At 66.7% G+C, this 15,504-nt stretch carries 2 protein-coding genes (1 of these 2 only partly in view); both read left to right on the forward strand.

Annotated features, from left to right (window positions below):
* Positions 1-9,651 (forward strand): non-ribosomal peptide synthetase, encoded by a 9,651-nt coding sequence (locus FH041_RS02600; RefSeq protein ID WP_140174153.1) that lies wholly within the window; start codon positions 1-3, stop codon positions 9,649-9,651.
* Positions 9,651-15,504 carry the 5' portion of a non-ribosomal peptide synthase/polyketide synthase gene (locus FH041_RS02605; protein WP_140174154.1) on the forward strand. The gene runs 11,834 nt beyond the window's last position, so only the first 5,854 of its 17,688 coding nucleotides appear in the window; its start codon is at positions 9,651-9,653; its stop codon lies beyond the right edge, outside the window. Before FH041_RS02600 ends, FH041_RS02605 begins: the two co-directional genes overlap by 1 nt.

Consider the following 15,504-nt stretch of genomic DNA (forward strand, 5'->3'; position numbering starts at 1 on the left):
ATGAATGCCGATAAGTCCCTCAAGCTTGCCCGCCGTTTCATAGAGCTGCCAGTGGACAAGCGTCATCTGTTTCTGGATGGCCTGCGCGCCGAAGGCATCGACTTTTCCCAATTCCCCATCGCCGCCGACGTGCAGGTCCCGGACCGTGATGCACTGTCCTATGCCCAGCAGCGCATGTGGTTTCTCTGGCAGTTGGACCCGCGCAGCAGTGCCTATAACCTGCCCAGCGCCGTGCGCTTGAGCGGGCCTCTGGACGAGGCGGCGCTGGAGCAGGCCTTTGCTTGCCTGGTAGCACGCCACCAGAGCCTGCGCACGGTATTCGCCGAAGGCGAAGACGGCCAGGCTCGGCAGGTAGCGGCCAAGTACCCGATGCACGTGGCCAAGCACAGCCTGGTTGACCTGGACGCCGATGCCCAAGCGCGCGGTGTGCGCGAGCTGGCCGAACACGAGGCGCTGCAACCCTTCGATCTGGCCGTCGGCCCCTTGATGCGCGTCACCTTGCTGCGGCTTGGGGCGCAGGAGCACGTGCTGCTGCTGACCCTGCACCACATCGTGTCCGACGGCTGGTCGATGAACGTGCTCATCGACGAGTTCGTCCAGGCTTACCAGGCCTTTGCCGCAGGCCTTGAACCAGCGCTACCGGCCTTGCCTGTCCAGTACATGGACTATGCGCTGTGGCAACGCAAGTGGCTGGAAGCCGGTGAGCAGGCGCGGCAGTTGGGCTACTGGCGCGAGCAGTTGGGCGATGAGCAGCCGTTGCTGGAGCTGGCCACCGATTTTCCACGCCCGGCGGTGGCCAGCCAGCGCGGCCAACGTCACGAGCTGGTCATCGACCCGGCCCTGGCTGATCAACTGCGGGCCTTGGCGCGCCAGCACAACGTGACCTTGTTCATGGTGCTGCTGGCGGCATTCAATGTGCTGCTGTACCGCCACACCGGCCAGACCGATCTGCGCATCGGCGTGCCCGTGGCCAACCGCAACCGGGCCGAGGTCGAAGGCTTGATCGGTTTGTTCGTCAACACCCAAGTGCTGCGCACCTGCCTGCACGGGCATCAGTCGGTCGCCAGCCTGCTGGCCGCCGTAAAACAGACCACCGCCGGTGCCCAGGCGCACCAGGACCTGCCCTTCGAACAGCTGGTCGAGGCCCTGGACCTTGACCGCAGCCTCAGCCATAACCCGCTGTTCCAGGTGATGTACAACCACTTGCCCAACGTTGCCGATATCGAGGTAATGACGGTGGGCGAGGGGTTGGAGCTGCGCCCACTGGAGGCGAGCAGCCGCCCCACGCCCTTCGACCTGACCCTGACCACCTTCGAGCGCGGCGGTCGTCTGCATGCCTCGCTGACCTATGCCAGCGAGCTGTTCGAACCGGCCACCATCGCCCGCATGGCCGGGCACTGGCTGCAACTGCTGCAAGCGATGAGCGAGGATGCCGACCAGCAACTGGACCAACTGCCTTTGCTCGATGCGCACCAGACGGCACTTTTGCAGCAGCAGGCCACGGGCCCGCAGGCACCAGCAGCGCCGTCGGCACTGGAGATGTTCGAGGCCCAGGTGCAGCGCGTTCCCGATGCCTTGGCGCTGACATTCGCCGGCCAATGCCTGAGCTACGCCGAGCTGGACGCCCGCGCCAACGCGCTGGCCCTGCAACTGGTCGAGCTGGGCGTCGGTGCTCAGGTGTGCGTTGGCCTGGCCGCCGGGCGCTCGTTGGAAATGGTGATCGGCCTGCTGGCCGTGTGGAAGGCCGGGGCAGCTTATGTACCGCTGGACCCGGCATTCCCTGCCCAGCGGCTGGCCTACATGATCGAAGACAGCCGGGTCGGTGTGCTGCTGACCCAGCAGGCGTTGCAAGCCAGCCTGCCGCACATCGCCGGGGTGACGACCCTGCTGCTCGACCCCGCCCGCCCTGAAATGAGTGCGCAGGGCCCGCAGCGCCCCGTCCACGCTGGCGAGCTGGCCTACGTCATCTACACCTCCGGTTCCACCGGCACCGCCAAGGGTGTGGCCGTCAGCCACGGCGCCCTGGGCAACTACCTGCAAGGCATTTTCCAGACCTTGCCGCTGCAGGGCGCAAGCAACATGGCGGTGGTCTCCACCCTGGCTGCGGACCTGGGGCATACCGTGCTGTTCGGCGCATTGTGCTCCGGGCGGTCGCTGCACATCATCGAGCAGGACGTGGCCCTCGACCCGCAGCGCTTCGGCGCCTATATGCAAGGCCATGGCATCGACGTGCTGAAAATCGTGCCGTCGCACCTGGAGGCGCTGCTGGGCGCCGATCAACCGCAACAGGTGCTGCCTGCTCGCTGCCTGGTGCTCGGTGGCGAGGCCTGTTCGCCTGCACTGATCGAACGCCTGCGCGCCTTGGGCCGCTGCGACATCATCAACCACTACGGCCCGACCGAAACCACCGTCGGCGTACTGACCCAGAACCTCAGCGCGGCAGACAGCCCCATCGTGCTGGGCCGGCCATTGCCCAACACCCGCACCCAGGTGCTCGATACCGGCCTGCAACTGCAGGCGCCGGGCAGCCACGGTGAGTTGTACATCGGTGGCGCTGGCCTTGCCCGTGGGTACCAGAACCGTCCAGGCATGACCGCCGAGCGCTTCGTGCCTGACCCCTTCGGTGCACCGGGTGCGCGCCTGTATCGCACAGGTGACCGGGTGCGTCGCCTGCCCTCGGGCGAGCTGGCGTTCCTTGGCCGTGTCGATCGCCAGGTCAAGCTGCGCGGCTACCGCATCGACCTGGATGAAGTGCTGCTGGCCCTGCGTGCAGCGCCCCAGGTGCGCGACGCGGCCGTGCTGCTGGTGGGCGAAGCCGCCCATGCGCAACTGGTGGCCTATGTGGTCTACGCGGACACTGACGCGCAAGCGCAGCTGGAGGCGTGGCTGCAAGCGCGTCTGCCTGACTACATGCTGCCCAGCACCTATCAGGCCCTGGCCGTCATGCCCCTGACCGCCAACGGCAAGCTCGACGCCCGCGCGCTGCCTCAGCCGACCCAGGCGCGTGCCGCCGATGCCCATGTGCCGCCGGTAACTGAGCGCCAACGTGCCCTGGCGGGCATCTGGGAACAGGTGCTCAAAGTGCCGGCAGTCGGCCTTGGCGACAACTTCTTCAGCCTGGGCGGCCACTCGTTACTGGCCGTGCAGATCGTCTCGCGTGTGCGCCGCCAACTGGGGCTCGACCTGCCGCTGCGGGCCATGTTCGACACGGCCAACCTGGGTGAACTGGCCCAGGCGCTGGAGCACTGCGAGCGCTACCGCGAACAGGCGGCCATTGCGGCACTGCCGCGCAGCGAGCGCCTGCCGGCGTCGTTCGCCCAGCAGCGCCAATGGCTGTACTGGACCTTGCAGCCCCAGAGCACCGCCTATCACACCCCGCTGGCCGTGCGGCTGCAGGGCCAGCTTGATCGCCAGGCCTTGCAGCGGGCGATGGACACCTTGCTGGCACGGCACGAAGCCTTGCGCACCACGTTCGTCCAGGAGGATGGCCAGCTTTACCAGCAGGTGCAGCCGGCCGGGGCGGTGGACCTGCAATGGATGGCCTTGCCCGATGCCAGCCAACCCCAGCTGGAGCTTGCGGTGCGCGCCGAAATCACGCGCCTGTTCGACCTGCACCAAGGCCCCCTGATGCGGGTCAAGGTGATCGAGCGCGCGATTGATGAATGGGTGCTGGTGCTCACGCTGCACCACATCACCTCCGACGGCTGGTCCATGAGCCTGTTGGTGCACGAATTCGTCGACCTCTACAGCGCCTTCAGTGCCGGCCATACGTCCGCTCTGCAACCGCTGGTGGTGCAGTACGCCGACTACGCCCACTGGCAGCGCCAGTGGCTGGACCAAGGCGAGATGCAGCGCCAGCAGGCCTATTGGGTCGAACGCCTGGGTAGTGAACCGGTGGTGCTGTCGCTGCCGACCGATCACCCGCGCACGGCGCAGCTCAGCGACCGTGGCGGGCGCCTTGACCTGCGCCTGCCGCAGGACCTGGAGCGTCAAGTACGCGAGTTGGCCCAGGCCCAGGGCGTCACCTTGTTCCAACTGTTCCTGGGTACCTTCGCCTTGCTGTTGCAACGCTACAGCGGCCAGCCGGACGTGCGCATCGGGGTGCCAGTGAACAACCGCAACAGCCAGGAGCTGGAGGCGGTGGTGGGCTTTTTCGTCAACACCCTGGTCATGCGCTTGTGCCCGCAGCCTGAGCAATCGGCGGGCCATTGGCTGCAGACGGTCAAGGAGGTGACGTTGTCGGCCCAGGCCAACCAGGACCTGCCCTTCGACCGCCTGGTGGAAGTGCTCAACCCCCAGCGTGCGCTGAATCACAACCCGCTGTTCCAGGTGATGTACAACCATCTCAGCACTGTCGGCGCCACCGCGACCGGCACTAGCCTGCCAGGTTTGCAGGCTCGCGAACTGCTGCTCGATGGCGGCGCCGCGCAGTTCGAGTTGTCCCTTGAAACCCTGGAAACGCCGCAGGGCATTTCCGTGGCCCTGGTGTACGCCGCCGACCTGTTCGAAGCCGCCACCCTCGAGCGTATGGCCGGTCACTGGCAGACCCTGCTGCGCGGCATGGTTGCCTGCCCTGCACAGGCCATTGGCGAGCTGCCGATGCTCGCTGCCAGTGAACAGCACGGCCTGCGCACCTGGAACCAGACTGCTCAGCGTTACCCCGAGCAATACTGCGTCCACCGCCTGATCGAGCAGCAGGCCCAGCGCAGCCCCGAGGCGACCGCCGTGGTGTTCGGCGCACGTCAACTCACCTATCGCCAACTCAACAACGCCGCCAATGGCCTGGCCTGGCAGTTGATCGATCGCGGCGTTGGCCCGGACGTGCTGGTAGGCATCGCCGCCGAGCGTTCGCTGGAGCTGGTCATCGGCCTGCTGGCCATCCTCAAGGCCGGTGGCGCCTACCTGCCGCTGGGCCCGGACTACCCCGAGGAACGCCTGGCCTACATGATCGAGGACAGCCGCATGGCCTTGCTGCTGCATGCACCAGGCTTGCGCCTGCCGGTGCCCGAAGGGCTGGCGACGCTCGAGCTGCTGGCCCCGCAGGCGGATCCGGTTGACGTACCGAACCCGCAGGTCGACCTGGCGCCGGAGCACCTGGCCTACGTGATCTACACCTCCGGCTCCACTGGCAAGCCCAAGGGTGCCGGCAACCGCCACGTCGCCCTGGCCAACCGCCTGTACTGGATGCAACAGGCCTATGAACTGACCGCCGCCGACCGGGTGCTGCAGAAGACGCCGTTCAGCTTCGACGTGTCGGTGTGGGAGTTCTTCTGGCCGTTGATGACCGGCGCCCAACTGGTGGTGGCCGAACCCGGCGCGCACCGCGACCCGGCGCAACTGGTGGCCCTGATCGAGCAGCATGGCATCAGCACGTTGCACTTCGTGCCGTCGATGCTGCAGGTGTTCCTGCAATCGCCGGACCTGGACGGGTGCCACAGCCTGCGGCGCATTCTCTGCAGCGGCGAGGCACTGGCGCTCGATGCCCAGGCCCAGGTGTTCGCACGCCTGCCCAAGGCCGGCCTGTACAACTTGTACGGCCCGACCGAAGCCGCCATCGACGTCACCCACTGGACTTGCGTGGAGGAGGGCAGCGACAGCGTGCCCATCGGGCGCCCCATTGCCAACCTGCACACTTATGTACTGGACGCGGCCCTGCAGCCGGTCGTGCCGGGGGTGGCCGGTGAGTTGTACCTGGGCGGGGTGGGCCTGGCCCGTGGGTATCACCGCCGCCCGGCGCTGACCGCCGAGCGCTTCGTGGCAAGTCCTGTGGGTAATGGCGAGCGCTTGTACCGCACGGGCGACCTGGTGCGTTACCGCGCCGACGGCGTGCTGGAATACCTCGGTCGCCTGGACCACCAAGTGAAGATCCGTGGCCAGCGCATCGAGCTGGGTGAGATCGAGGCGCGCCTGCTGGAAGTGGCCGGTGCGGGTGAAACCGTGGTCGTGGCCCGAGAGGATGCCCAAGGTCAGCACCTGGTCGGCTACGTGGCCGACCCATACCCGCCTGCTGATCTAGCAGCCTGGCAAGCCCAGCTCAAGGCCCGGTTGGCCGAGGCCTTGCCGGCCTACATGGTGCCTTCGCACCTGGTCTGGCTGGCGGCGATGCCCTTGAGCCCCAACGGCAAGCTGGACCGCAAGGCCTTGCCTGCGCCTGATCTGGAACAGGCCCGGCAGGCCTTCCAGGCACCGAGCACTGAGCTCGAGTGCACCGTTGCAGCCATCTGGAGCCAGGTGTTGCACCTGGACCAGGTAGGCATGGCCGATCACTTCTTCGACTTGGGCGGGCACTCGCTGCTCGCCACCCAGGTGATTTCGCGCGTTGCCCAGGAACTGGACCTGGAGGTGCCGCTGGCGCTGCTGTTCGAACACAGCACCCTGCACGCCTTTACCCAGGCCGTGAGCGCTCTGCAAGGCCACCGCGCCGCACCGATCGCCCCCGTGGACCGCAACCAGCCGCTGCAGCTGTCGTTCGCCCAGGAGCGGCAGTGGTTCTTGTGGCAGCTGGAGCCGCACAGCAGCGCCTATCACATCCCCATGGCCCTGCGCCTGCGTGGCGAGCTGGACCTGCAAGCGCTGGAAGACAGCTTCAACCTGCTGGTGCAGCGCCACGAAAGCCTGCGCACCACCTTCATCCAGGAGCAGGCCCAGGTTCGTCCGGTCATCCACGCCCACTGGCGTTTGCCTGTGCCGGTGCAATCCGTTGCGGGCGAAGACGAGGAGGGCACACTGATCCAGGCCTTTATCCAGGCCCAGACCGCCCAGCCTTTCGACTTGGTCAATGGGCCGTTGCTGCGCATCGGTGTGCTGAAACTGGGGGCACAGGACCACGTGCTGACCTTGGTTCAGCACCACATCGTTTCCGATGGCTGGTCGATGCAGGTGATGGTCGATGAATGGATGCAGAGCTATGCCAGCCTGACAAGCGGCGCGCAGCCGAACCTTGCGCCGCTGCCCGTCCAGTACCTGGACTACGCCCACTGGCAGCGCGACTGGCTGGCAGCCGGTGAACGCGAGCGTCAGCTGATGTACTGGCGTGAGCAACTGGGCGATGAGCCGGTGGTGCTGGAGTTGCCCACCGATCACCCGCGTCCTGCCGTGCAGAGCTACCGCGGTGCCCGCCTGGGGCTGACCTTGGACACGCAGCTGACCACGGGCCTGCAACAGCTGGCGCAGCAGCACAACGTCACGCTGTTCATGCTGCTGCTGGCCTCGTTCCAAGCACTGTTGCAGCGCTACAGCGGCCAGGACGACATCCGTGTCGGCGTGCCCGTCGCTAACCGCCATCGCCTGGAGACCGAGCGTCTGATCGGCTTCTTCGTCAATACCCAGGTCTTGCGTGGGCGCTTCGATGGGCAGCTGACCGTAGAGGCGCTGTTGGAACAAGTGCGCCAAGCCGCGCTGGGCGCCCAGCAGCATCAGGACCTGCCGTTCGAGCAGCTGGTCGAAGCCCTGCAGCCGGCACGCAGCCTGAGCCACAATCCGCTGTTCCAGGTGATGTTCACCCACCGCAACCTGCTCGACCAGCAGCTGGGTGACGGCTTCAAGGTGCCGCAGCTCGATGTCCAGACCCTGAGCGGCGAACACCACAGTGCCCAGTTCGACCTGGCCCTGGACACCTTCGAGACACCCGACGGCCTAGGGGCGACCTGGACCTTTGCCACCGACCTGTTCGAAACCAGCACGCTTGAGCGCATGGCCAGCCATTGGCAAACCCTGCTGCGCGGCATGCTTGCCAGCCCTGGGGCACGAGTGGCCGAGCTGCCCCTGATGGACGCACGGCAGCTGGACACTGCGCGCACCTGGAACCAGACCGCTCAGCGTTACCCCGATGAGCACTGCGTCCACCGCCTGATCGAGCAGCAAGCCCAGCGCAGCCCCGAGGCGGCCGCCGTGGTGTTCGGCGCGCGTCAACTCACCTATCGCCAACTCAACAACGCCGCCAATGGCCTGGCCTGGCAGTTGATCGATCGCGGCGTTGGCCCGGACGTGCTGGTAGGCATCGCCGCCGAGCGGTCGCTGGAGCTGGTCATCGGCCTGCTGGCCATCCTCAAGGCCGGTGGCGCCTACCTGCCGCTGGACCCGGACTACCCCGAGGAACGCCTGGCCTACATGATCGAGGACAGCCGCATGGCCTTGCTGCTGCATGCACCAGGCTTGCGCCTGCCGGTGCCCGAAGGGCTGGCGACGCTCGAGCTGCTGGCCCCGCAGGCGGACCCGGTTGACGTACCGAACCCGCAGGTCGACCTGGCGCCGGAGCACCTGGCCTACGTGATCTACACCTCCGGCTCCACTGGCAAGCCCAAGGGTGCCGGCAACCGCCACGTCGCCCTGGCCAACCGCCTGTACTGGATGCAACAGGCCTATGAACTGACCGCCGCCGACCGGGTGCTGCAGAAGACGCCGTTCAGCTTCGACGTGTCGGTGTGGGAGTTCTTCTGGCCGTTGATGACCGGCGCCCAACTGGTGGTGGCCGAACCCGGCGCGCACCGCGACCCGGCGCAACTGGTGGCCCTGATCGAGCAGCATGGCATCAGCACGTTGCACTTCGTGCCGTCGATGCTGCAGGTGTTCCTGCAATCGCCGGACCTGGACGGGTGCCACAGCCTGCGGCGCATTCTCTGCAGCGGCGAGGCACTGGCGCTCGATGCCCAGAGCCAGGTGTTCGCACGCCTGCCCAAGGCCGGCCTGTACAACTTGTACGGCCCGACCGAAGCCGCCATCGACGTCACCCACTGGACTTGCGTGGAGGAGGGCAGCGACAGCGTGCCCATCGGGCGCCCCATTGCCAACCTGCACACTTATGTACTGGACGCGGCCCTGCAGCCGGTCGTGCCGGGGGTGGCCGGTGAGTTGTACCTGGGCGGCGTGGGCCTGGCCCGTGGGTATCACCGCCGCCCGGCGTTGACCGCCGAGCGCTTCGTGGCAAGTCCTGTGGGTAATGGCGAGCGTTTGTACCGCACGGGCGACCTGGTGCGTTACCGCGCCGACGGCGTACTGGAATACCTCGGTCGCCTGGACCACCAGGTGAAGATCCGTGGCCAGCGCATCGAGCTGGGTGAGATCGAGGCGCGCCTGCTGGAGGTGGCCGAAGTCCGTGAAGCGGTCGTGCTGGCTCAGCCTGGCGCCGCCGGTGCGCAACTGGTCGGCTACGTGCTGGTCGCCGGCGCTGACCTGGAGGCCACGCGCCAGGCGCTGCTGCGCGAGCGCCTCAAGGCTCACCTCAAGGCCAACTTGCCCGGCTACATGGTGCCCGGCCAATGGCTGCTGCTGGAACAGTGGCCGCTCAGCCCCAATGGCAAGCTGGACCGCAAGGCCTTGCCGCTGCCCCAGGCCGCGCCACAACAACAGGGCTACGAAGCCCCGCAACGCCCGGTCGAGTGCCAACTGGCAGCGATCTGGCAGGACCTGCTCCAGCTCGACAAGGTCGGCTTGAACGACCATTTCTTCGACCTGGGCGGTCACTCTCTTCTCGTCGTGAGCCTGGTCTCACGCATTCAACTCGAGCTTGGTATGAAGGCAACTGCGCAATTGATTTTCCAATACCCCACCCTGGGCGAGCTGGCCCGCCAACTGGAGCGCGAAGGCGGAGCGGTGGATGCCTCCACCCTTGACCAGCTCGAAAGCTTGCTCGACGAAATGGAGGCGGTGTAATGGATCACGCCAGCGCCCTGCGCATTGCCCAACGCTTCATCGCCTTGCCCGTGGACAAGCGCCGTCAGTACCTGGCCAAGATGGCCGAACAAAAGGTCTCGCCCGGCAACCTGCCGATTCCGGTCATCCGCGAGCAGTTGGACAGCTTGCCGCTGTCCTTCGCCCAGGAGCGCCAGTGGTTCCTCTGGCAGTTGGAGCCAGGCAGCAGCGCCTCTCACATCCCTACCGCCCTGCGCCTGCGCGGCCACCTCGACACCCAGGCCTTGCAGCAGGCGTTCGATGCCCTGGTGGCACGCCACGAGACCCTGCGCACCACCTTCGTGGTGGAGGAGGAGCGGCCCTGCCAGCGCGTGCATGGCGCCCTGCCGATCGCGATCGAGCCGTTGCACCTGCCGGCCACCCTGGCACCCGAGCACCAAGACGCCCAGGTACAGGCGTTGATCGAGCAGCAGATCGCCAGGCCCTTCGACCTCGAACACGGTCCGCTGGTACGGCTGGGGCTGCTGACGGTGGCTGACGAAGAACATGTGCTGGTGATGGTGCAGCACCACATCGTCTCCGATGGCTGGTCGATGCAGGTCATGGTCGATGAGCTGATGCAGCTGTACTTGGGCTTCGTCCACGGGCGGGCGGTCGAGCTGCCCGCGCTGCCCATTCAATACGCCGACTACGCCATCTGGCAGCGTCGCTGGATGGAAGCCGGCGGCAGCGAGCAGCAACTGGCCTACTGGCGTGAGCAACTGGGCGCGCATCAACCTGTGCTGGAGTTGCCCACCGACCGTCCGCGTGCGGCCCAGCCAAGCCTGCGCGGCGCGCGTGTCGACCTGCCCATCGACAGCGCCCTGAGCGAAGCCTTGCAAGGCCTGGCGCAGCAGCAACAGGTCACGCTGTTCATGCTGTTGCTGGCGTCGTTCCAGGTGCTGCTGCACCGCTACACCGGCCAGACCGATATTCGCGTCGGGGTGCCCAACGCCAACCGCAACCGGGTCGAGACCGATCGCCTGCTGGGCTTCTTCGTCAACACGCAGGTGCTGCGCGCCGATGTGCAGGGGGCCTTGGCCTTCCCGGCGTTGCTGCAACAGGTCAAGCAGACGGTGCTCGGTGCCCAGGCGCATCAGGACCTGCCGTTCGAACAACTGGTCGAAGCTTTGCAGCCAGACCGCAGCCTGAGCCACAACCCGTTGTTCCAGGTGATGTACAACCACCAGCGCCAAGGCCGCGACCAACGCACCCGGCAGGTGCCTGGGCTCGATATCGAAGGACTGTTCTGGGAAAGCCACAGCGCCTCGTTCGACCTGACGCTGGACACCGTGGAGGGCGAAGACGGCCTGTGGGCGTCGCTGACCTATGCGTGCGACCTGTTCGATGCCGCCACCATCGAGCGCCTGGGGCGCCATTGGCTGACCCTGCTGCGCAGCCTCGTCGCCGACCCGTCGCGCTGCATTGCTGCGCTGCCGATGCTGGCCGTCGATGAGCATGAGCACCTGCACGCTGTGCGCAACGCCCCGGACCTGCGTCACGCCGACGGCCCGCTGGTGCACGAGCGCATTGCCCAGTGGGCTGCGCAAACCCCGCAGGCCACCGCCTTGTTGTTTGGCGAGCAGCGCATGAGCTTTGCCCAGCTCGATCAGCAGGCCAACCGCCTGGCCCATGCCCTGGTCACAGCCGGGGTCGGGCCGGAAGTGCTGGTCGGTATCGCCCTGGAGCGTGGCCTTGAGATGGTCGTGAGCCTGTTGGCGGTGCTCAAGGCCGGCGGTGCCTATACGCCGCTCGATCCGCAATACCCCCGCGAACGCCTGGCCTACCTGATGCAGGACAGTGGCATGGCCCTGCTGCTCAGCGACAGCGCGCTCATGCAGCGCCTGCCGGTCCCTGAGGGGTTGGCAACCCTGGCCCTGGACCACATGGACCTGGCCGCGCAACCCTGCCACGCGCCGGCGAACGCCGCCCAGGCCGATAACCTGGCCTACGTCATCTACACCTCGGGTTCCACCGGCCTGCCCAAAGGGGTGGCGGTAGCCCATGGCCCCATCGCCATGCACTGCCGGGCGATTGGCGAGCGCTACGAAATGACGCCAGCCGACTGCGAACTGCACTTCATGTCGTTCGCCTTCGACGGTGCCCACGAGCGCTGGCTCACGCCCCTGACCCACGGCGCTTCGCTGCTGATCCGCGACCCGCAGCTGTGGACGCCGGAGCAAACCTATGCCGCCATGCATGAGCATGGGGTGACGGTCGCGGCGTTTCCACCGGTCTACCTTCAGCAACTGGCCGAGCACGCCGAGCGCGACGGCAACCCACCGCCGATGCGGGTGTACTGCTTCGGCGGCGATGCGGTGTCCGAGGCCAGCTACGCCATGGCCCGGCGCGCACTGCGCCCGACCTACATCATCAATGGCTACGGCCCTACCGAAACCGTGGTCACCCCCCTGATCTGGAAAGCCGGCGAACAGGACCGCTGCGGCGCAGCCTATGCGCCCATTGGTGATCGCGTCGGTGAACGGCGCGCGTATGTGCTCGATGCCGACCTGAACCTGTTGCCCCTGGCCATCCCGGGAGAGTTGTACCTGGGCGGGCAGGGTTTGGCCCGTGGCTACCTCAAGCGCCCGGCGCTCACTGCCGAAAGGTTCGTACCGGACCCGTTCGGCAACGGTGCCCGGCTGTACCGCAGCGGTGATCGGGTAAGCCTGCGCAGCAGCGGCATCATCGATTACCTCGGGCGCATCGACCGCCAGGTCAAGGTGCGAGGTTTTCGTATCGAGTTGGGCGAGGTGGAAGCTCGCCTGCTGGCGGTGCCGGGTGTGCGCGAAGCGGTGGTGGTGGCCCAGGCCGGCCCGAGCGGCCAGCAACTGGTCGGCTACGTGGTGAGCGACGACGCGCCGCAACTGGCGTCCGATCATCAGGCCCAGGCTGAGCGCCGCGAATCGATCAAGCGCCGTTTGAAGGTGGACCTGCCTGACTACATGGTGCCCACGCACGTGCAGTTGCTCGAACGCATGCCCCTGACCCCCAACGGCAAGATCGACCGCCAGGCCCTGCCAGCAGTCGACCTGACCCAGCTGCAAGGCCAGCACGTGGCCGCCAGCAGCCCGCTCGAGCAGGCGTTGGTGCAGATTTGGCAGGCGGTGCTGAAGGTCCCTCAGGTTGGGGTGACCGACAATTTCTTCGAATTGGGCGGCGATTCGATCATCTCGATCCAGGTGGTCAGCCGGGCCCGTCAGGCCGGCATCGTGCTCAGCCCCAAAGACCTGTTCCTGCACCAGACCGTGCAGGCCCTGGCCGGTGTGGCCCGTTTTGGCGAGGTCGCCCGCATCGACCAGGGCCCGGTCGCTGGCAGCCTGCCGCTGCTGGCCATCCAGCGCTGGTTCTTCGCCCAAGGCATTGCCGATGCGCATCACTGGAACCAGTCCGTGCTGCTGGCGCCGACGCAGGCGTTGCAGCCACGGGTGCTGGAGGCGGCGTTGCAGGCGCTGGTGCTGCACCATGATGCCTTGCGCCTGCACTTCGATGCCCAAGCCGGGCTCGCCTGGCACCGGGCTGCGGCCCAGCAACAGGGCGCCGAGGAGCAGGCGCCGCTGCTGTGGCATGCCACGGTCGCGCGCGGCCAGGCCCTGACCGCGTTGTGCGAGCAGGCCCAGCGCAGCCTCGACCTGCACCAAGGGCCACTGCTGCGGGCTGTGCTGGCGGAGCTGGACGATGGCAGTCAGCGGCTGTTGCTGGTGGTTCATCACCTGGTCGTGGACGGTGTGTCCTGGCGCATTCTGTTCGACGATCTGCAGCAGGCCTACTCGCAGTGCCTGGCAGGCCAGGCGCTGTCGCTGCCGGCCAAGACCACGGCCTACAAGCAGTGGGCAGAACGCCTGCAGGCACTGGCCCAAACCCCGGCCCTGGCCGAACAGCTGCCGTACTGGCAGGCGCAGGTCGAAGGCGCCGTCGACGACCTGCCAGGCGCGCGTCCTCACGCCAGCCTTGAAAAGCGCCATGCCTGTACGGTACACACGCGCCTGGACGACACGCTGACCCGGCAACTGCTGCAACAAGCCCCGGCGGCCTACCGCACCCAAGTCAACGACCTGCTGCTGACCGCGCTGACCCGCGTGATCTGCCGCTGGACCGGGCAGGCTTCGGCGCTGATCCAGCTTGAAGGGCACGGCCGTGAAGACCTGTTCGACGATGTCGACCTGACCCGCACGGTGGGCTGGTTCACCAGCGCCTTCCCGGTGCGCCTGGACAGTGCAGGTGACGTGACCGACACGATCAAGACCGTCAAGCAGCAACTGCGCGCGATTCCCGACAAGGGCATCGGCTACGGCGCCTTGCGCTACATGGGCAGCGCCCAGTCGCAGGCAGCCTTGAACGGCCTGGCCGAGCCGCGCATCACCTTCAACTACCTGGGCCAGTTCGACGGCAGCTTTGCCAGCGATCAAGGCGCCCTGTTCGTGCCAGCCAGCGAGGACGCCGGCGCCGAACAGGGCGCCGAGGCGCCGCTGGGCAACTGGCTGAGCATCAACGGCCAGGTGTACGCAGGCCAATTGCGCTTGGGCTGGACCTTCAGCGAAGCGATGTTCGAGCGCACCGACATCGAACGCCTGGCGCAGGATTACGCACGCGAGCTGAACCAGCTGGTCGCCCACTGTCTGCTACCGGACAGTGCCGGGGTGACGCCTTCGGACTTCCCGCTGGCCATGCTCGACCCGTCACAACTGGACGCCCTTGGCCTGCCCTGGGCGGACGTTCAGGACCTGTACCCGCTCTCGCCCATGCAGCAGGGCATGCTGTTCCACAGCTTGCTGGAGCAGCAAGGGGGCGACTACATCAACCAGCTGTCGGTCAGCGTCCAGGGGCTGGCGCCTGAGCGTTTTCGGGAGGCTTGGCAGGCGGTGGTGCAGCGGCACGACATATTGCGCAGCGGGCTCCTCTGGCAAGGCGGGCTGGCCCAGCCGCTGCAGTGGGTGCGCAAGCAGGTGCAGCTGCCATGCCGTGAAATCGACTTGCGTGGCCATGCAGATCTCGACGCTGCACTGACGCGCCTGGCCGATGCCGAACGCGAGCAAGGCTTCGACCTGGCCCAGGCGCCACTGCTGCGCCTGACGCTGGCCCGCACGGGGGATGATCGGTATCAACTGATCTATACCAGCCATCACATCCTGCTCGACGGCTGGAGTAATTCGCAGTTGCTCGGCGAGGTGTTGCAGCACTACGCAGGCCAGGCGGTACACAGCCTCAATGGGCGCTACAGCGACTATATCGGCTGGCTGCAACGCCAGGACAAACGGGTCAGCGAGGCCTTCTGGCGCACGCAGTTCGCCACCCTTGACGAGCCGACCTGGCTCAGCCGTGCGCTCAAGTGCGCCGCCACCGGCCAGAGTGGGCAAGGCGAATTCAAATGGCGCCTGGACGCTGCGATGACCGAACAGTTGCACGGCTTTGCCCGTCAGCAGAAAGTCACCCTCAACACGCTCGTGCAGGCCGCCTGGCTGTTGCTGTTGCAGCGCTACACCGGTCACGACAGCGTGACATTCGGGGCTACGGTGGCGGGCCGGCCTACGCAATTGCAGGGCATCGAGCAGCAGATCGGCTTGTTCATCAATACCTTGCCCGTGGTCGCGCGGCCTGAACCGCAACAAGCGCTGGCGGGTTGGTTACAGACCGTACAGGGCATCAACCTGGCACTCCGGGACCACGAACACAGCGCGCTGAGTGATGTGCAGCGCTGGGCCGGGCAGGGCGGCGATGGATTGTTCGATACCTTGCTGGTCTTCGAAAACTACCCCGTGTCCGAGGCGCTGCAGCAGGGCGGCGTCAGTGACCTGCACTTTGGCGACGTGCACAGCCATGAGCAGAACAACTACC

The sequence above is a fragment of the Pseudomonas sp. SWI7 genome (assembly GCF_006351945.1).
GTDB classification, from domain to species: Bacteria; Pseudomonadota; Gammaproteobacteria; order Pseudomonadales; family Pseudomonadaceae; genus Aquipseudomonas; species Aquipseudomonas fulva.

What these genes read in the sequence shown, in the direction of transcription:
- FH041_RS02600 (WP_140174153.1), top strand. Translation starts at nt 1, where the DNA reads ATGAATGCCGATAAGTCCCTCAAGCTTGCCCGCCGTTTCATAGAGCTG.